Genomic DNA, 16,631 nt, shown 5'->3' on the forward strand with positions numbered 1-16,631 from the left:
GTACGAGAGATGTCGAAAACCATCATTTCCACGAACGACGCCCCCGCCGCGATCGGCCCGTACTCGCAGGCCACGCGCGCCGGGAACCTCGTGTTTTGCAGCGGCCAGATCCCCATCGACCCGAAGACGGGTGAGCTCGTCGCGGGCGGGATCGAGGCGCAGACGAAGCAAGCGCTCGCCAACCTCGGCGCGGTGCTCCGCGCCGCCGGCGCGTCGTGGCCCGACGTCGTGCGGACGACGATCTGGCTCGTCGATCTCGGCGATTTCGCGGTCGTCAACCGGATTTACGGAGAAGTCGTGGGCGCCGAGCCGCCCGCACGCGTGACCATTCAAGTGTCGGCGCTGCCGAAGGGCGCCGCCGTCGAAATCGATGCGATTGCCCATGTTTGACGCCTGGGCAAAGCCAATCCCCAGGGGAGCCTCGAAATGACCACCAAGGACGATAGCGACAACCCCGAGAAGAAGACGCGCAGGATCGTCCGCTCAGCGAGCACGCGGCGCGAGGGCGAGCCCGGCACCGACAGCCCGACTGCGGAGGCAACACCCACGCAAGAAGCCGGGGAGGCGAAGCAGGCGCCGGCCGCAGGTGAAGGCGCCGCCGCATCCGCGCCGAAGCCCCCGAGCCCCGGCGGTAGGCCCGAAGGCGTGCGCCGGATCGACATGCGTGGGCCCCGCCCGCCCGCCGGCACCGCAAGGCCGAGCAGCGGCAGGCCGCCGCCCCGCGGTCCCCGCAGGGACACCGGCGGCGACTTCGTGCCGCGTCAGGAAGAAGGGATGCGTCCGCGGCCCGGCCCGAACGCCGCGCGCTCGGCCATGGGCCCGGCCCGGCCCGCCCGTCCCGGCGCCCCGCCCGGGGAAGCCCGCGCCGAAGGCGGCGAGAGGCCGCCGCGTCTCGATCGAGGCCCGCGTCCGGATCGGGGCCCGAGGCCGGATCGTGGTCCGCGTCCGGATCGTGGTCCGAGGCCGGATCGAGGTCCGAGGCCGGATCGTGGTCCGCGTCCGGAGGGCGCAGGCCCGCGTCGTGATCGTCCGCAAGCCGGCGCGCCGAGCGCCGTCGCGCCCGCTGGGGAGGCCCAGGCGAAGCCGGCCGCCGCCGCGAAGCCGGCCGCGCCGCCCGCAAAGCCGGCCGCGCCCGCGCCCGTCGCGAAGCCGGCCGCGCCGAAGCCGAACATCGTGACGATCATCGCGCCGCCCCCGAAGGCGAGCGGCGGTCCGAAGGCTTCCGCGCCGAAGCCGGCGCTGACGGCAAAGGAAGCCCTCGCCGCGAAGGCGAAGGCCGCGCAGGCGAAGGGCAAGGCCCCGGCGCAGCCCGTGAAAGCGGAAGGCGCCACGGAGGCCCCGGCGGCCGCGGTAGCCCCGGCGTTCGAGGCGGCCGATCTGTCGGCCGGCTGGGACACGGCCGTGGAGGCCGCACGCAAGGCAGGCGACCGCAGCGCGGCGCTCGTGGACGCGTGGCTCGCGGGCTCGAACGTGGAGGCGATCGCGGCGGTGGCCGACGCGGACGAGGCGCCGGGCGCCGCGCGCAAGGCCGCGCGTCGCGCGATCAACATCCTGAAGTCGCGCGGGACGACGATCCCGACGCGGCCGCGGGTGGCGCGCGTGGACACGCGGGCCGAGGTGGCGCTCGAAGCGACGTTCCTGCCGCCCGACGGCAGCGGGACGTCGGCCATCTCGATCACGAGCCGCGACGCGAGCGGTCGTTACCACCTGGCCGAGGTGATCGTGAGGGACCCGATCGGCATCCTGAACGCGGGCAGCGCGTGGATGAGCGGGTCGCAGCTCAAGGAAGGCCGCAACCGCGCGCTCGAAGGGCTCGGCGTGTCGCCGGCCCCCGTGTCCGTGGAGTGGGCGCGTCATCGGATCGCCACGGCGCGGAAGCAAAATGCGACGTCGGGGCAGATCGTGCCGCTCGGGTTCGAGGGCTGTCGCGAGCTCGTCGAGCCGTGCCCCGAGGCCGAGCCGTCGCATCCGGTGGCCGATCTCGAAGCGGAGATCACGAGCGAGATCGCCTGGGCCCGCGCGCCCGGTTCGGCGACGCTGCACGAGGAGCCGGAGTTCCGTTCGTGGCTGCCCGATCGCAGGAGCCTGGAGGATCTGCTCCAGCGGCTCGGCCAGCGGCTCGGGCCGGAGGGCGTGCGTGATCCGCAGGCCGTGAACGAGGCGCTGCGCGAGGAGATCGCGAGCGCGACGGATCGTTTCTTCTCGCCGGAGGCGCGCGCGGTCGTCGCGACGCGGATGCGAGACGCGGCGATCTCGGTCCGCGCGCGGAAGGGGAGCGACCGTGCGACGGACGTGCTCGCGGTGGCGCGCGCGGTGAAGGAGGCGGGGCTCATCACGTCGCCGCCGAACGAGATTCCCTTCCTGCTGGGCTTCTTCCAGAAGGGGATCAGCGTGCTCGCGCAACAGGGCGGCGGCTCGCTGCGGATCCCGGTGGCGCCGATGGCGCCGCAGGGTGCCCCGCAGGCTCCCGCGGAGGGGTCGGCGGAAGCGTCGACCTGATCGTTCCCCCCTTCTCCACAGACCTCACCCCCCAACCCCCTCTCCACTCCGTGGAGAGGGGGAGAATTGCGGGGGGGAATAGGCTCAGCCTTCCCAGGGCGCCTTCGCGTCGCCCATCCCCACATGACGCCGAAACGCGAGGTGCAGCGCCCGCGTGTTCGGGCCCGGTTTGCCGCTGCCGATCGGCGCGCCGTCGACCGCGACAACCGGCAAGAGCTCCCGCAAGCTCGACGACAGGAACACCTCGTCCGCCGTGCGCACGTCATCGGGCACGAGCGGACGTAGCTCGACGGAGAGCCCTGCCTCGCCGGCGATCGCGAGGATGTGCGCGCGCGTGATGCCCGCGAGGATCCCCGCCTCCTCGGGCGGCGTGATCAGCGTTCGTCCGCGCACCACGAAAACGTTGGAGGTCGTACCTTCGACGATCTGTCCCGCCGTGTTGATGATGAGCGCTTCGTGCGCGCCGACGTCACACGCCTTGCGGATCGCGAGCACGCTGGCGAGGTAGTTGCCGACCTTGGCGCCATGCGCAGCATCACAAGCACGCTCGGTGCGATGCGTGATGACGGCGACGCCATCGCGATACATCGCCGCCGGGAGGAGCACGAGTTGCTCGACAAGGATCACGCGCAGCGGATGCGTCGCGAGGCGCGGATCGAGGCCGAGCGGGCCGGAGCCACGTGTGAGCGTGGCGCGTACGTAACTCTCGGGGTTCGCCGCGGCCGCGAGAGCATGTTCGATCTCGGCGGCGAACGCGGCCCGATCGATCGGCATGGGGATCGCGACCTGCGCGGCCGATCGTTCGAGGCGCTGCACGTGCTCGTCGAGCGCGAAGGGGCGGCCGCGGTAGGTGCGGATGGTCTCGAAGACGCTGTCGCCGTAGAGGAAGCCGCGGTCGTAGACCGAGACCTTGGCGTCCTCGGGCGCGTGAAGCCTTCCGTCGATGCAGGCGATGCGGCTCATGGTCGTCCCCGCGGAGCGTGTCACGGATCAGCGCCGAGCGCGCGCAGGGCGGTCTCGCGAGCCGCGTCGATCGCGCGCGCAAGGGTCGTGGTGTCGAGGCCGCGTGGATCGAGCGGCGCGCCGAGCGCGACGGCGACACGCGAGAAGGGACGAGGGATCTCGAACTGATCCCACGTCCGCGCGAGGACCCACGCAGAGGAGCAAGCCGAGGCGAGAGGCACGACGAGGCCGCCGCCGAGCTGCGCCGCGAGGATCGCGCCGACACGATCACCGTCGCCACGCACGACGCCGCGTGGCCCGCGTGGTCCATCCACGGCGAACGCCGCGTCATGACCTTGGCGCATGCGACGAACGATGCCCTTGAGGCCCATGGCGCCGCCGCGCGAGGACGAACCACGCTCGACGACAAGTCCGAGCGAGCCGAGCGCGCCGGTCTGGACCTCGCCGTCGTCGGAGAGGCTGACAAGCACGGCGGTGCGTCGGCGCTTGGGCCAGCGGTGCAGCGCGAACTGCTGACCGTGCCAGAAGGCGAGCACCCAGGGGGTGCCGTCGGTTCCGTCGAGATCGGGGTGCGTGAGAAGGGAGAAGCGGACGGTGCGGAGGAGGACGCGGGCGACGAGTCCTACAGCGTGGCCGAGGGCTCGTCGCCGCGTATTCGACGCTTGGGGGCTACGCCCGAGCAAGTCGGGCTTCGCCCCCAAACCCCCGGCGGTCACTTCTTCAGCTTGGCGAGCAGCTCCTTCGCGGGCGCGAAGTTCTTGTCGGCGTCGATCGCGCGATCGAGCTGCTGGATCGCCTTCTTGTCGTCGCCCTGCGCGTGGAGGATCCGGCCGATGTAGTAGAAGGCCGCGGCCTTCGAGATCGGCGAATTCTCGTCGAGCTTCTGCAGGAGCAACGCGCGGAAGGTCTTCTGCGCGCGCTCGAAGTGCGCGTCGCGTGCAGCCTTCTCCTCCGTGGCCTCGCCGAGCTCCATCGAGAGCACGCCGAGGTCGCGCAGGATCGCGATCGAACCCGGATCGATCTTGAACGCGATGTCGAGGTCCGCGAGCGCCTTGTCCTTGTCGCCTTCGGCGAGGTACGCCTTGGCGAGTCGGTGATGGATCGTCGCGAGCTCCTTCGAGCGACGGCCGCCGTACGACTCCACGATCTTCTGCAGCACCTCCGCGGCCTGCTTGCCACGGCCCGAGGCGCTGTAGGCGTCGCAGAGCGCGAGGAGCAGTTCCCGATCGCCGGGCGCGAGCTCCGAGGCCTTCACGAGCAGGTCCGCCGCGGCGCCCGGATCGTTGCGCTTGCCGAGGTGGATCTCCGCGGCCTTCCGGAAGAGCTGCACCTTCTGGCCCGACTCGGTCGCGGCCTCGGCGTCGCCCTTCACGAGATCGGCAAGCTCGGCCCACGCCTGCTGCTTCTCGTAAAGCGCGTGCAGCTTCTTGCGGATGTCCGCGGCGCGCTCGTCGGCCTTGAGGCCGGCTTCGAGGACGCGACGGACCGCCGCCTCGTCCTTGAGCGCCGTGTACAGATCCGCGAGGCGGAGCGACGTCTTGACGGCCTCTTCGCCGCTGGCGGAGGAGAGCACCGTCTCGAGCGCCTTGGCCGCCTCGGCCTTGTCGCCCTTCTTCTCGTAGAGCCGCGCGAGCGAGAGCAGCGCACCCTTGTGGTTGCCGTCGCGCTCGAGCACCGCCTTGTACGTCTCGATCGCCTTCGGAACGTTGTTGAGACGGTTCTCGAAGACCTCACCGAGGCGCACGCTGTAGACGAGCTCCGCGGAGAGATCGCCGCGCTCCTTCGCGAGGTCGATCTGCGTGTTGAGCAGCTCCGCCAGCTCGTCGTCGCGGCCCGACTTTTCGAGGAGCTGCGAGAGGAGCAGCGTGGCCTGCTCGTGCGTGCGCTCCTCGTCGAGGATCGCGCGCAGGTGCTCCATCGCCTCGCTCGTCGCGTCGAGCTTCTCGATGCAGATCCGGGCGCTCTCGAGGCGCAGCGTGGCGCGCGCGGAAGGCGTCTCCGCGAGGTCCACGAGGCGCGAGAGGACGTTCAGGAGCTCCTTGTGCTTGCCGGCCTTCGCATAGAGCTCGCGCAGCGCGTCGGAGGCCTTCGCGTCGTTCGGCTCGTCCTCGAAGATCTGGCTGTAGAGGTCGAGGGCCTTCTTGTCGTCCGAGAGTTTTTCCCGGGCGACCGAGGCCGCGCGGTGCTTGAGGTCCCGGATCTTCTCGCCCTCGGCCGCGAGCTCGGCCTGACGCACGAGGAGATCGAAGACCTCCTTCGAATCGCCGGCCTTGTCGCGCACCTTCGTGAGCTCCGCGAGCGCCCACGCGTCGCTGTCGTCGGCCTTGATCATGTCGCGGAGGATCGCCTCGGTGAGCGCGTCGTCCGCGAGCACGCCCTCGGCCAGGCCCTTCGCCTCGCGGCGCAGGTCGGAGGCGAGGTGGCCGAGGCCGTCGAGCCCGGCGAGGCGGCGCAGCGTGCCCACGAGATCACGCTCGCGGCCGGCCGCGCGCTGCAGGCCCTCGATGTTGCGCAGGATCGTCTCGCTCGTCGGGTCGTGCTTGAGCGCCTGTTCGAGCGCGCGTTCAGCAGCGGCGTTGTCGGCGAGCTTGTCCTTGCGCCACTCGGCGATGCGCATCCACAGGTCGCGCGCCGCGTCCGTCGAGAGATCACTCTTCTCGGACACGGCCTTCTCCAGCGCGTCCGCGGCGCCCGCCCACCCGCCCGTGATCGGGGCGAGGCGCTCGAGCTCGGCGAGCACGTCGACATCGGCCGGGTCGTCCTTGAGCGCGGCTTCGAGCGCGCCCTGGGCCGCCTTCGGATCGCCGGAGCGATCCTCGAGGACCTTGGCGAGATCGAGCCGGAGCCGCACGCGCTCGGTGGGCGTCGCGACGAACCCGATGCGCTTCTCGTAGAGCTTCGCGAGCGCCGCGTGATCGCCCTGCGACTTGTAGACGCTCTCGAGGGCCTCGGCGGCCTCCTCGAAGAGCGACCGCTCGTCGGTGAGCTTCTCCAGCGCCTCGCGCGAGGGCCCATGATCGGGCGCCCGCTCGAGGGCTTGCTTCAACGTCGCGAGGCCCTGCGACTTCTCGCCGAACGCCTCGATCTGGATCGTGGCGAGCCGGTGATGGAAGTTCGCCTGCTCGCGCTCGTTGGAGATCGCGGCCACGCGACGTTCGAGGACGTCGGCAAGCGCCTTGTTGTCCCCGAGCCGCGAGTAGAGACGATCGAGGGATTCGAGCAGCGCGGGCTCGTCGCCGGCTTGCTCGACCGCCTTCGCGTACGCCTCGACGCTGCGCCGATCGTCCTTGAGCTTCTCCTCGGCGATGCGACCGACGCGGAGCCAGAGGTCCTTCGCGATGACCGCGTCGAACGTCGCCGCCGCGCGCTGCGAGAGGGCGTCGCAGTACCGACCGAAGCCCTCGGAGCGCTCGGCGAGCCGCTCGATCTCGGCGTGGAGCTCGGGATCGTCCGGCGTGTCTTCGAGCGCGCGGAGCAGCGCCCCCTCGGCGGCGAGCGGCTTGCCGAGCTTCTCGTCCTCGACGATCGCGATCGCGCGGAGCGTGCGGGCGCGGTCGCTGCCCTCGGTCTGCGCCTTGAGGCGCATCTCGAGGACGCCAACGAGCTCTTCCCAGCGCGAGGCCGCGCGAAGGACGGGCTCGAGGGCGTCGGCCGCGTCGAGGCGCAGCTCCTCGCGACCCTCGCCGATCGTGCGGATTGCCTTGATCGCGTGATCGTTCGTCGCGTCGTCGTCGAGCACCAGGCGGTAGTGTTCGAGCGCGTCCTGCGGGCTCGCGAGCTCGGCGGCGTAGAGGTCGCCGATCGCGGTCCGAAGTTTTACGCGCGCTTCACGCGTGTCCGCCGTGCTCGCCTGGAGCTTCAGGTTGTCGAGCAGCTCGTCCCACATCTTCTCGGCGCGGTAGAGCCGCTCGAGCGAGGCGAGGACCGCCGCGTCCGAGGGCCGCGCGTCGAGCGCCGCGTTGAGCGCGTTGATCGCCTCTCGACGATTGTCGAGCGACTTCTCGTAACGCTCGGCCGCGCGCACGTTGAGGTCGTACCGGAGGTCGGCCTCGCCCGAGCCCGCGAGCTCCACGCGACGTGCGTAGAGCTCGACGAGGCGCTGGGCTGCGTCGCGCGGCTCGTACAGCGGGATGAGCGCGTCGACCGTGACCGTGCTCTCCGGATCGAGCTCGAGGGCACGCTCGTACGCCTTGATGGCGCCCTCCTCGTCGTCGAGCATCTGCAGCTTCGTCTCGGCGATCCGACGCCAGATGGCGGCGTTCTCGTCGTCCGAGGCGAGCTCGCTCTTCTTTTCGAGGACCGCGATCAAGGTCTGCCAGTCGGAGAGCAGCATCGACAGCACGTCGATCGCCTCGAGCGGATCCCGCTCGCTCGGATCGAGCTCGCTGAGCCTCCGGAAGGCGCCGAGGGCGCGCCGCGGATCGTCGACCTTCTCGTCGTAGACCTTGGCCACCGCGAGCAAGAGCTCGCGCTTCACCACGTCGTCGGTCGTCTTCTCGATGCCCTGCTCGTAGCTCTCGCTGAGCCGCTCCCAGGCGCCGAGCATGGTCGCGAGGCGCTCGAGCTCGGCTCGCGTCTGTCCGTCCTCGGGATCGAGGGCGAAGGCCGCGCGCATCGAGCGGAAGGCGAGGCTCTTGTCGTTGCCGCGCGTCTCCCAGAGCTGCGCGGTCTCGCGCAGCACGGCGACCTTCTCGTGCACCTCGCTCGCGAGGTGGTAGCGCTCCTCGTTCAGCTTCACGAGCAGGCGCCAGTCGTCGCTGCGCTCGTAAAGCGGGCGGAGGATCTCCACCACGCGCGCCTTGTGCTCGTCGTCGCGCGTGAGGGCTTCGAGCTCCTTGATCGCCTCCTGGTGCCAGGGCACGTCGGTGACGATCGCTTCGAGCTGATCGATCGCAGCCGACGTGTCCTTGATCTTGTCGCGGAGCAGCCGCGCGAGCGCGAGGCGGTACGGCGCGCCGGCCTCGCCGTTCGCCGCGGCCTCGGCACGCCGCAGGTAGAGGTCGGCGAGGTCCTGATCACGGCCGAGCTCCGCGTAGAGCTCGGTCAGCGCGTCGAGCGCACGCGCGTCGGACTCGTCGACGTCGAGGGCCGCCCGGTACGTCTCGATCGACTTCTCGGGCTGCTTGAGCTCGATCCGTTCGAGGCGCGCGATCGTGTGCAGCGCATCGAGCCGATCCTTGTCGTAGCGGTAGTCGAGCGACGAGCGGTAGAGCTCGACGCGCTCCTCGTGGCGGCGCTCCCTCACGAGCAGGCCGTCGATCGCCGAGAACAGCTCGCGCGACTCCGGCTCGAACTCGTGCGCGCGCCGGTACCACTTGAGCGCGCTCGTGACGTCGTTCAGGTCCGCGTAGATCTCGCCCGTCCGGCGGCAGAGCTTGGCGCTCTGCGCGTCGTCGACCGTGATCTCGGTGAGCTCGGCCGAGTAGATCTCGGCGAGCCTCCGCTCCGCGCTCGCCACCTTCGCGAGGCGCTCGAGCTCGTGCCACACGCCCTCGTCGCCGAGGTCCTCGTGCAGGAGCTTCGCCACCGTCTCGAGGGCGGCCTTGTAGTCCTCGAGCTGCTCCTCGTGCAGCGTCGCCAGGCGCGTGAGCAGCTCGCGCCGCTCCGACGGGTCCTCGCTCGCGGCGAGCCGCGCGTCGAGGGCCATCTTCACGCGCGCCCAGTCGGCGCGGCGGAGGTAGACCGGCTCCAGCATCTCGCCCGCGCGCGCCCGGTGCGCCGGGTTCTCCGACGCTTCGAGCAGCGCTTCGAGCTCGCCCACCGCGCCCACGTGCGCCGCGTCGATCACGAGCGCCTCGGCGAGCTCGTCGAACGCGCGGGACACATCCTCGAGCCTCTCGTGCGCGACCTTCGCGATCTTCACGCGAAGCTCGGCCGGCGCCCCCACCGCTCCGTCGAGCTGACGCTCGTAGAGCTTGATGAGGTCTTCCCAGCGCTTCGACTCCTTGTAGAGCGTCTCCAGCGCGTCGATCGCCTTCGGGTTCAGCTCGACGTCGAGCAGCGCCTCGTACGTCTCGATCGCGCCCGTCGGATCCTTCAGCGCGTCGCGCTGCAGCTCCGCCTGGCGGAAGAGGAGGCGCTTCTTCTCGACGTCGTCCTCGGCGTTCTCCACGCGCTGGCGGAGGATCTCGAGGAGGTTCGGCGCGTCGTTCGCCTCGCCGTAGAGCTCCTCGAGCGCGATCATCGCGCGGCGATCGTCACTCCTCGCTTCGAGCGCGTTCTTGTACCACTCGACCGCGAGCGCCTTGTCGTCGAGCTTCGTCCGAGCGAGCTCGCCAACGCGCAGCCGCACGTTCTGCTGCACGTCGCCGTCGAGGATCGAGTCCACGACCGAGCGGTAGAGCTCGGAGAGCTCCGCCCACCGACCCGTCGCCTTCGCGAGGCGCTCGACCGTCTCGATCCACTGCGCGACCTCGGGCTCACCCGCGGCCTCGCGCACGCCGCGCACCGCGTACCCGAAGGCCCGGCCCGTGTCGCTGAGCGGACCTTCCGCCGTGCGCAGTGCGCTCTGCAGATTCGAGAGGCGCTCGCCCGTGTTGTCCGCCGTCTCCACCTCGATCTCGAGGACGCGAAGCAGCTTCTCGCTGTCACCATCGGCCTCATAGAGCGGATGCAGCGTCTCGGCCGCGTCGCGCCGCGCCTCGGGATCCTCGAGCAGGGCTTCGAGCGCGTTCCTGCAGCGCGCGTTCGCCGGATCGAGGACGAGCGCCTGGCGGTACGCGTCGAGCGCACCCGGCAGATCACTCTGGTGCAGGCGCCGCACGTCGCCGAGCCGCGCGAACAGATCGAGCCGCTCGTCGAGCTCGGTCGCGAGCGACAGATGCACGTCGAGCGTGTCGGCGAGATCTGCCCATCGCTCGGCCTTCTCGTAGAGCGCTTCGAGTGCCGAGAGCGTGGCCGGCTCGGGGCCGAACTCGTCGGAGACGTTGCGCCAGCCGCTGATCGCGCCGGCCACGTCGTCGAGTTTGCTCGCGAGCGTCTCGGCCGCGCGCACCATCGTCCGCTTGCGCTCGGTCGCGTCGTTCGAGAGCGTCTGCCGCGCCTCCAGGATGGAGACGAGCTCGCGCCACTCGCCCGTGCGCTCGTAGAGGCGCTCGAGCGCGGAGAGCGCTTCGAGGTCCTCCGGATCGTCGGACAGACGCGCGCGCCAGGCCCCGATCGCCTTGTCGGGCGCTTCGAGGACCGACTCGTACACCTCGCCGATGCGGCGGTAGAGGCTGCGACGCTTCTCGAGGTCCTCTTCGAGGCGCACCTCGATGCCGAGCACCTCGGCGAGCGCCTCGTGCTTGCCCTTGCCCGTGTAGATGCCGGCGAGCGCCTGCGCCGCCGGGATCACAAGGTTCGGATCGGTCTCGTCGATCGAGAGCACGCGCCGGTAGACCTTCTCGGCCCGATCCAGGTCGCCCAGCATGTCCGCGCAGATCTCCGCGACGACCATGAGGATCTCGCCCTGCGTCGGCGGCGTGCTGCACGCGTCGGCGGCCGCCGTGAGGACGGTCGCCATCTTCTCGTGCTCGGCGAGCCTGCGACCGATGTCGACGAAGCGCTCGCGCACGACCGCGTCGTCGGGCTCGAGCGGCACGAGCTCGCTCAACGTGGCGAACGCGCCCGCGTCGTCGCGCAGACGGTCGTCGCGCAGCGTGCTCACGCGGCGCAGAAGCTCGCGACGCTCGTGCTCCTCCTGCGCGCCTTCGCGCCGGATTTCGAGCACACGCACGAGCTGACGCACCTCGTCGCGTGCCTCGTACACGACCTCCAGCACGCGCGCGGCGCGCAGACGCAGGCTGCCCACTTCGAGCAGACGCTCGACGAGCTGGCGCGCCTCGCCGTCACCCGGACGTTGCTCGAGCACGCGCTCGAGGTGTTCGAGCGACAGCGCCGGCTCGTGCAGCCGGTCGAGGTAGATCCGCCCGAGGCTCAGCTTGATGTCGGCCGCTTCCTCGTCGGTCGCCGTCTCGAGCCGCCGCTCGAGCAGCGCCGCGAGATCCTTCCACCGCCCCTCGCGCTCGTAGAGCCTCTGCAGCGCGTCGAGCGCCGGCTCGTAGAACGAGTCGAGCGTGAGGATGCGCTCGTAGTAGCGGATGGCCTTCGCCGCATCGCCCATGATCTCCTCGGCGATCACGGCGACGTCGTTGAGCAACGAGATCCGCGTCGTTTGATCCGGCGTGCCCTGCGCGGCCTTGTCGTAGAGCGCTTCGAGCTCGCTCCACCGTTCCGCGTTGGTCAGGATCTGCTTCAGGCGCGAGAACGCGCGCTCGTTCGTCGGGTCCACCGCGAGCACACGATCGAGGTAGGGCATCGCGCCCTCCGGATCGCCGAGCTGGTCGTCGTGCAGCATCGCCGCGCGCTCGCAGAGCTCGATCTCCACATCGTCGGGCAGCTTCTTCTCGCCGTCGCTGCGCGACGTGACGAGGTGCGTCCGGTACGCCTCGGCGAGGTCCGTCGGGCGACCCGCGCGCGCGGCGAGCTCGGAGGCGCGATCCCACACCGTGAGCTCGCTCGAGAACTCGTTCAGCGCGCCGAGCACCACGTCGAGCGCCGTGCCCACCGCGCGGAGCTTCTGCTCGTTGACGTCCGCGAGCCGGAGGAAGAGCGCGAGCCGCGTGGCCGTGTCGGTCTCCGACTCGAGCAGCACCTTGATCGCGTGCGCCTCGCGGCGCGCGTCGCCCGTCTCGGCGTACTCGATCGACAGAACCTGCGCTGCCTGCGCGCGCGTTTCGGGTTTGTCGAGCAGCCGCGCGAGGATCCCGACCGCATCCGTATCGTGCGGGAGGATCTCCAGCGCGCGCACTGCCGCGTCGAACGCGTCCACCGGCCGTTCGAGCTTCTCCAGGTACAACGTCGCGAGCTCGACCTCGCACTGCCCGCGTTGCTCGCCCTCGGACACGTCGCGGTGACGCGCCACGACCTCGGCGCCCGCGGCTGCCTCGCCCGCCGCGATGAGCAGGCGCGAGAGGGCACGGAGTGCCTCGCCACGCGCCGGCGTCACCTCGACGACCTTGCGCAGGAGCTCGATCGCCTTCGCGTTGTCGCCGAAGACCTCCTCTTCGAGCGTCGCCCACTCCTCGAGGATCTCGGCGCGGGCCTCGCCCTCGACCTGATCGGCGCGCAGCTGGAAGAGCCAGCGCAGGTCGTCTTTCTTCTCGTTCGCGCGGAGCAGCGCGTCGAGCTCGCGGATCGTCTCCTCATCGGTCGGATCCGCCTCGACGAGCTCGCGGTACGTCGCCGCCGCCTCGTCCACCTTGCCGAGCTCGCGCGCGTACACCTCCGCGAGACGCAGCTTCAGCGCACGCCGCGTCAGGCCGTCGAGATCCGCGTCACGCTTCAGCCGCGCCTCGACGGCCTCGACGAACGGATTCCACGAGCTCGCCGCGCGCGACCACGCTTCGAGCAAGGACAGCCCGTCCTCGCTTGCGTCGAGCTCGTAGGCGCGCCGCGCGTAGCCGAGCGCCTTCTGCTTGTCCGCGAGCGGCCCGCCCGTCACGGCGGCGAGCTTGCGCAGCATCGAGACCTGCTCCTCCACGTCTTGCGTGGCGCCGAGCAGGATCTCGTAGAGCGCGGGCAGCCGCCCCCACTTCTCTTCCTTCTCGTAGATCGGCACGAGCGCCGCCGCCGCGCGTGCGTCGGAGGGCGACACGCTGAGGACGCGCTCGTACGAACGCACGGCCCGCTCGGGCGCGCCGAGCTGCTCCTCGTAGATCCGCGCCGCGCGGAACGAGATGTCGAGCTTGACGTTCGGCTCGGCGGCCTTGTCCGCCGCGCCCGAGAGGAACTCGACGAGACCCTCCCAGTCGTTCTGCGACGCGTAGAGCTCTTCGAGCCCGTCCCAGTCGCCCGACGCCACGTACGACTCACGCAGCACGCGGAGAGCGCGCGCATGCCCCGGCGAGAGCACGAGCACGCGTCGCCACGTGCGCGCCGCCGCCACCGGATCCTTCAGACGCTCCGCGTACACCGCGCCGAGCTTCTGCAGCGCGTTGAGACGGCCCGCGTCGTCTGTCGCCGCGTCCACGCGCCGCTCGAGCACCTCGGCCACCGTCGCGAAATCCTTGTCGCGCTCCGCTTGCTTCTCCAGCGCGTCGAGCACGCCGGGCGCCTGGGCGTCGAGCTCCAGGATCTGCTTGTAGTGCGCGATCGCGTCCGCGCCGCGATCGAGGCGCTCGGCTGCGAGCTTCGCCATCTCGCCGAGCAACTCGATGCGCGCCGCGTCCTCCGTCCTCGGGAGCTGCGCCTCGTAGAGCGCGTAGAGCTGCGCCCACGAGCGCCGCTTCAGGTAGAGCTCCTTCAGCCGTGACTCGGCCTCTTCGTCGCCCGGCGCCACCGCGAGCAGCGACTCGTAGGCCGAGACCGCGTTCTGCACGTTCGAGAACTGATCGACCCAGCGACGCGCGACCGCGCGGTAGAGGTTCGCCTTCTCCGCGTCGCTCGTCGAGAGCTCGGCGAGCTTCTGCTGGTAAGCGAGCAGGTCACGCCAGCGACCCAGCGTCTCGTAGACCCGCGTCAGCTCACGCACCGCGTCGATGTCCCGCTCGTCGAGCTGCACGATTTGCGTGAGCGCCGTGACGAGCGCTGCGTCGTTCTTCGCGCGGTCGCGGTAGACCGAAGCGATGTCGCGCAGCACCTGGATGCGACCTTGCACGTCGGTCTGCGGCGTGCGCTCGAGCTCCTGCCGGTAGAGCTCGACGAGGGCGTTGTAGCCCTCCGTCTGCATGTAGAGGCGCTTCAGGGCATCGCGCGCGTCGCGGTTGTCCGGGTCCGTGCGCAGGATGTTCTTGTACTGATCGATCGCCTTGTGCGCGTTCTCGGTCGACTCGGCGAGCTTGGCGAGCTCCGAGGCGATCGCGCGTTTGTCGGCTCCATCGGGAAGCGCGCGCTGGGCGTCGGTGAGGATCGCGTAGAGCCGCGCCTTGTCGCCCTTGGCGAGCAGGTGTTCCCGGAAAAACGCGAGCATGCCGGCGTGCGTCGGATCGGCGCGACGCACGCGGTCGAAGTACGCCTCCGCCGCCTGCGGCTGACCGCGCATGCGCCAGTGCACCATGCCGATCTGGATGAGCACGCCGAGCTCCTCGCCCGGCTTCACGCCGCCGCCCTTGAGCTGATCCTCGTAGAGCGCGACGAGCTCGTCCCATTGCTCGTTCGAGGTGAAATGGTCGGCGAGGAACGCGAGCGCGTCCGGCTGACCGGGCTGCATGTCGAGCACCTGCGCGAAGGCGTCGCGGGCGCGGTTCTTGTCGCCGAGCTTCTCCGCAGCGACGCGCCCGAGCTTGATCCCCGCCGCGATGCGGTCGTCCTTCGTCGCGCCCTCGCGCAGCGTGAACGAGAGCGCCCGCGTCACGCCGTCCCAGTCGGCGACCTTCGCGCTCGCGCGCTCGAGGAGCCGCGTCGCGCGGGTGTTCTTCGGGTCGAGCGCGAGCGCGAGACCGATGAGCTCGTCGATCCGATCACGCGCCTCGCCGTGCCCGTACCGGAGCGCCATGTCCGCCGCGCTCGCGAGCAGCGAGCTCTTGAAGGCGGGACCGTCCGCGTTCTCGGACTCGGCCACGTAGCGATCGACGATCTCGTTCCACCGCTCGCGCTTCGCCGTGTCGCTCTCCAGCGCCTCGGCGGCGGCCTCGTCATCCGGCCGGAGCTCGAGCAGGCGTTGATACGCGGCTCGAGCCTTGTCGGCGTCGACGAGCTCCTCGTTGTAGATGCGCGCGAGTTCCGCCTGCATCGGCGGCTCGACGGGCGTCCCCGAGGCAAACGAGATCTCCAGCTCGAGGAGCTTGGCGACCGCGCCCCATTCTTTCCGCTCCTCTTGCTTGGCCCGCGCGAGCCCCAGGAGACGCTCCACGTCGTTCGTCGACGTGTCGGGGGCCGTCACTGCCTCCGAGAGATCGTTCCAGGCCGCCTCGTTCTCGGGATCGGACTGCAGGACCCCGAGGGCCACGCGAATTTTCTCAACGCTCATCGTTACCCCGGTCGGCGAAGCTCAACGACACGATCATCCGGTCACCCATACGCTTCACCTCGACGTGCAGCGCGGGCTCCTTGGACCAGACAGCTCGTCCTTCTCCCGCCATGCGTCTCGAGAGAAGGATCCTCGTATTTATTTGACGCGAGCCGACTCTACGCTGCATTCGACCAGCGTATCAAGGTGCCGTTTCCATCCCGGCCCGGCCGTCCGCTCGTGGCGCGGCAAACCCGCGGGAAAGCTCCCATCCTCCCCCTGTGCGTCCTCGGCCGTTCCACGCCGCCGCACCTTGGGCTATCAAGCGGGCCCATGAACGCTTCCTCCGTGAAACGGATTGGTGTCATCGGCGCTGGCCAGATGGGCCGCGGCATCGCGCAGGTCGCTGCCGCAGCCGGGATCGAGGTCGTCCTCTGCGACGCCTCCCAGGAGATCGCGGACAAGGGCAAGTCGCAGATCGGCAGTATCCTCGGAAAGCTCGTAGAAAAAGGGAAGTTGTCGGCCGACGAGCATCGCGCATTGCTCGATCGCATCACCCCCGCCGGCAGCATGACCGCCTTCTCGACGGTCGAGCTCGTCGTCGAAGCCGCGACGGAGAACGTCGACCTCAAGCTCGACATCTTCCGCAAGGCCGACGCCGCGCTCGCGCCGGGCGCGATCCTCGCCTCGAACACCTCGTCGATCTCGATCACGCGCCTCGCCGCCGCGACGTCGCGGCCCGAGCGGGTCATCGGCATGCACTTCATGAACCCCGTCCCGCTCATGAAGCTCGTCGAGATCGTGCGTGGCGTGCAGACCTCGCCGGAGACCTACACGCTCGTCCACGAGCTCTCGGTTCGTCTCGGCAAGACCGTGATCACCTCCGAGGATCGACCGGGCTTTCTGGTCAACCGCATGTTGATCCCCTTCCTCAACGAGGCTTGTTTCACGTTGCAGGAAGGCGTGGGCAGCCCCGAGGACATCGACACGGGTGCGAAGCTCGGCTTGAACCACCCGATGGGCCCGCTCGAGCTCGCGGACCTCATCGGCCTCGACACGGTCCTCGCGATCGCGGAGGTGCTCCACAAGGACCTCGGCGAGGACAAGTACCGCCCCGCCGCGCTCCTGCGAAACCTCGTCGCGGCCGGCTGGCTCGGCAAGAAGAGCGGCCGCGGTTTTTACGTGTACGACGAGAAGGGCCAGAAGACGAAGAGCAGTCTCGCGCGCTAGCTCCTCGTCA

At 70.2% G+C, this 16,631-nt stretch carries 6 protein-coding genes; 3 read left to right on the forward strand and 3 right to left on the reverse strand.

Annotated features, from left to right (window positions below):
* Positions 1 to 9 precede the first annotated feature (9 nt).
* Together KEG38_RS03770 and KEG38_RS03775 are read left to right on the forward strand one after the other, a co-directional pair.
* Complete coding sequence (locus KEG38_RS03770) at positions 10 to 390, forward strand: RidA family protein (RefSeq protein WP_272417597.1); 381 nt, start codon at positions 10 to 12, stop codon at positions 388 to 390.
* Positions 391 to 426: 36 nt separating this feature from the next.
* On the forward strand, positions 427 to 2,499 hold the full coding sequence (locus KEG38_RS03775) for a hypothetical protein (protein WP_272417598.1): 2,073 nt from the start codon (positions 427 to 429) through the stop codon (positions 2,497 to 2,499).
* 84 nt (positions 2,500 to 2,583) lie between these two features.
* Here KEG38_RS03775 and KEG38_RS03780 read toward each other — a convergent pair whose 3' ends face one another.
* The 3 genes from KEG38_RS03780 to KEG38_RS03790 are packed head-to-tail and all read right to left on the reverse strand — an operon-like array spanning position 2,584 to position 15,412.
* Positions 2,584 to 3,462 carry an aminotransferase class IV gene (locus KEG38_RS03780; RefSeq protein ID WP_272417599.1) on the reverse strand — a complete coding sequence of 293 codons (879 nt, stop codon included), beginning with the start codon at positions 3,460 to 3,462 and terminating at the stop codon, positions 2,584 to 2,586.
* Positions 3,463 to 3,482: 20 nt separating this feature from the next.
* Complete coding sequence (locus KEG38_RS03785) at positions 3,483 to 4,178, reverse strand: lysophospholipid acyltransferase family protein (RefSeq protein WP_272417600.1); 696 nt, start codon at positions 4,176 to 4,178, stop codon at positions 3,483 to 3,485.
* Positions 4,175 to 15,412, reverse strand: a complete 11,238-nt coding sequence (locus KEG38_RS03790) for a tetratricopeptide repeat protein (RefSeq protein WP_272417601.1) — start codon at positions 15,410 to 15,412, stop codon at positions 4,175 to 4,177. Before KEG38_RS03790 ends, KEG38_RS03785 begins: the two co-directional genes overlap by 4 nt.
* A 327-nt stretch (positions 15,413 to 15,739) precedes the next feature.
* Here KEG38_RS03790 and KEG38_RS03795 point away from each other — a divergent pair, with 327 nt between their 5' ends.
* Entirely contained in the window at positions 15,740 to 16,621 is an 882-nt protein-coding gene (locus KEG38_RS03795; RefSeq protein ID WP_308216876.1) for a 3-hydroxybutyryl-CoA dehydrogenase, read from the forward strand.
* The last annotated feature ends 10 nt before the right edge of the window (positions 16,622 to 16,631 follow it).

Origin of the sequence: Polyangium jinanense, assembly GCF_028435265.1 — a bacterium.
Lineage (GTDB): Bacteria > Myxococcota_A > Polyangia > Polyangiales > Polyangiaceae > Polyangium > Polyangium jinanense.

What these genes read in the sequence shown, in the direction of transcription:
- KEG38_RS03770 (WP_272417597.1), top strand. Translation starts at nt 10, where the DNA reads ATGTCGAAAACCATCATTTCCACGAACGACGCCCCCGCCGCGATCGGC.
- KEG38_RS03775 (WP_272417598.1), top strand. Translation starts at nt 427, where the DNA reads ATGACCACCAAGGACGATAGCGACAACCCCGAGAAGAAGACGCGCAGG.
- KEG38_RS03780 (WP_272417599.1), bottom strand. Translation starts at nt 3,462, where the DNA reads ATGAGCCGCATCGCCTGCATCGACGGAAGGCTTCACGCGCCCGAGGAC.
- KEG38_RS03790 (WP_272417601.1), bottom strand. Translation starts at nt 15,412, where the DNA reads ATGAGCGTTGAGAAAATTCGCGTGGCCCTCGGGGTCCTGCAGTCCGAT.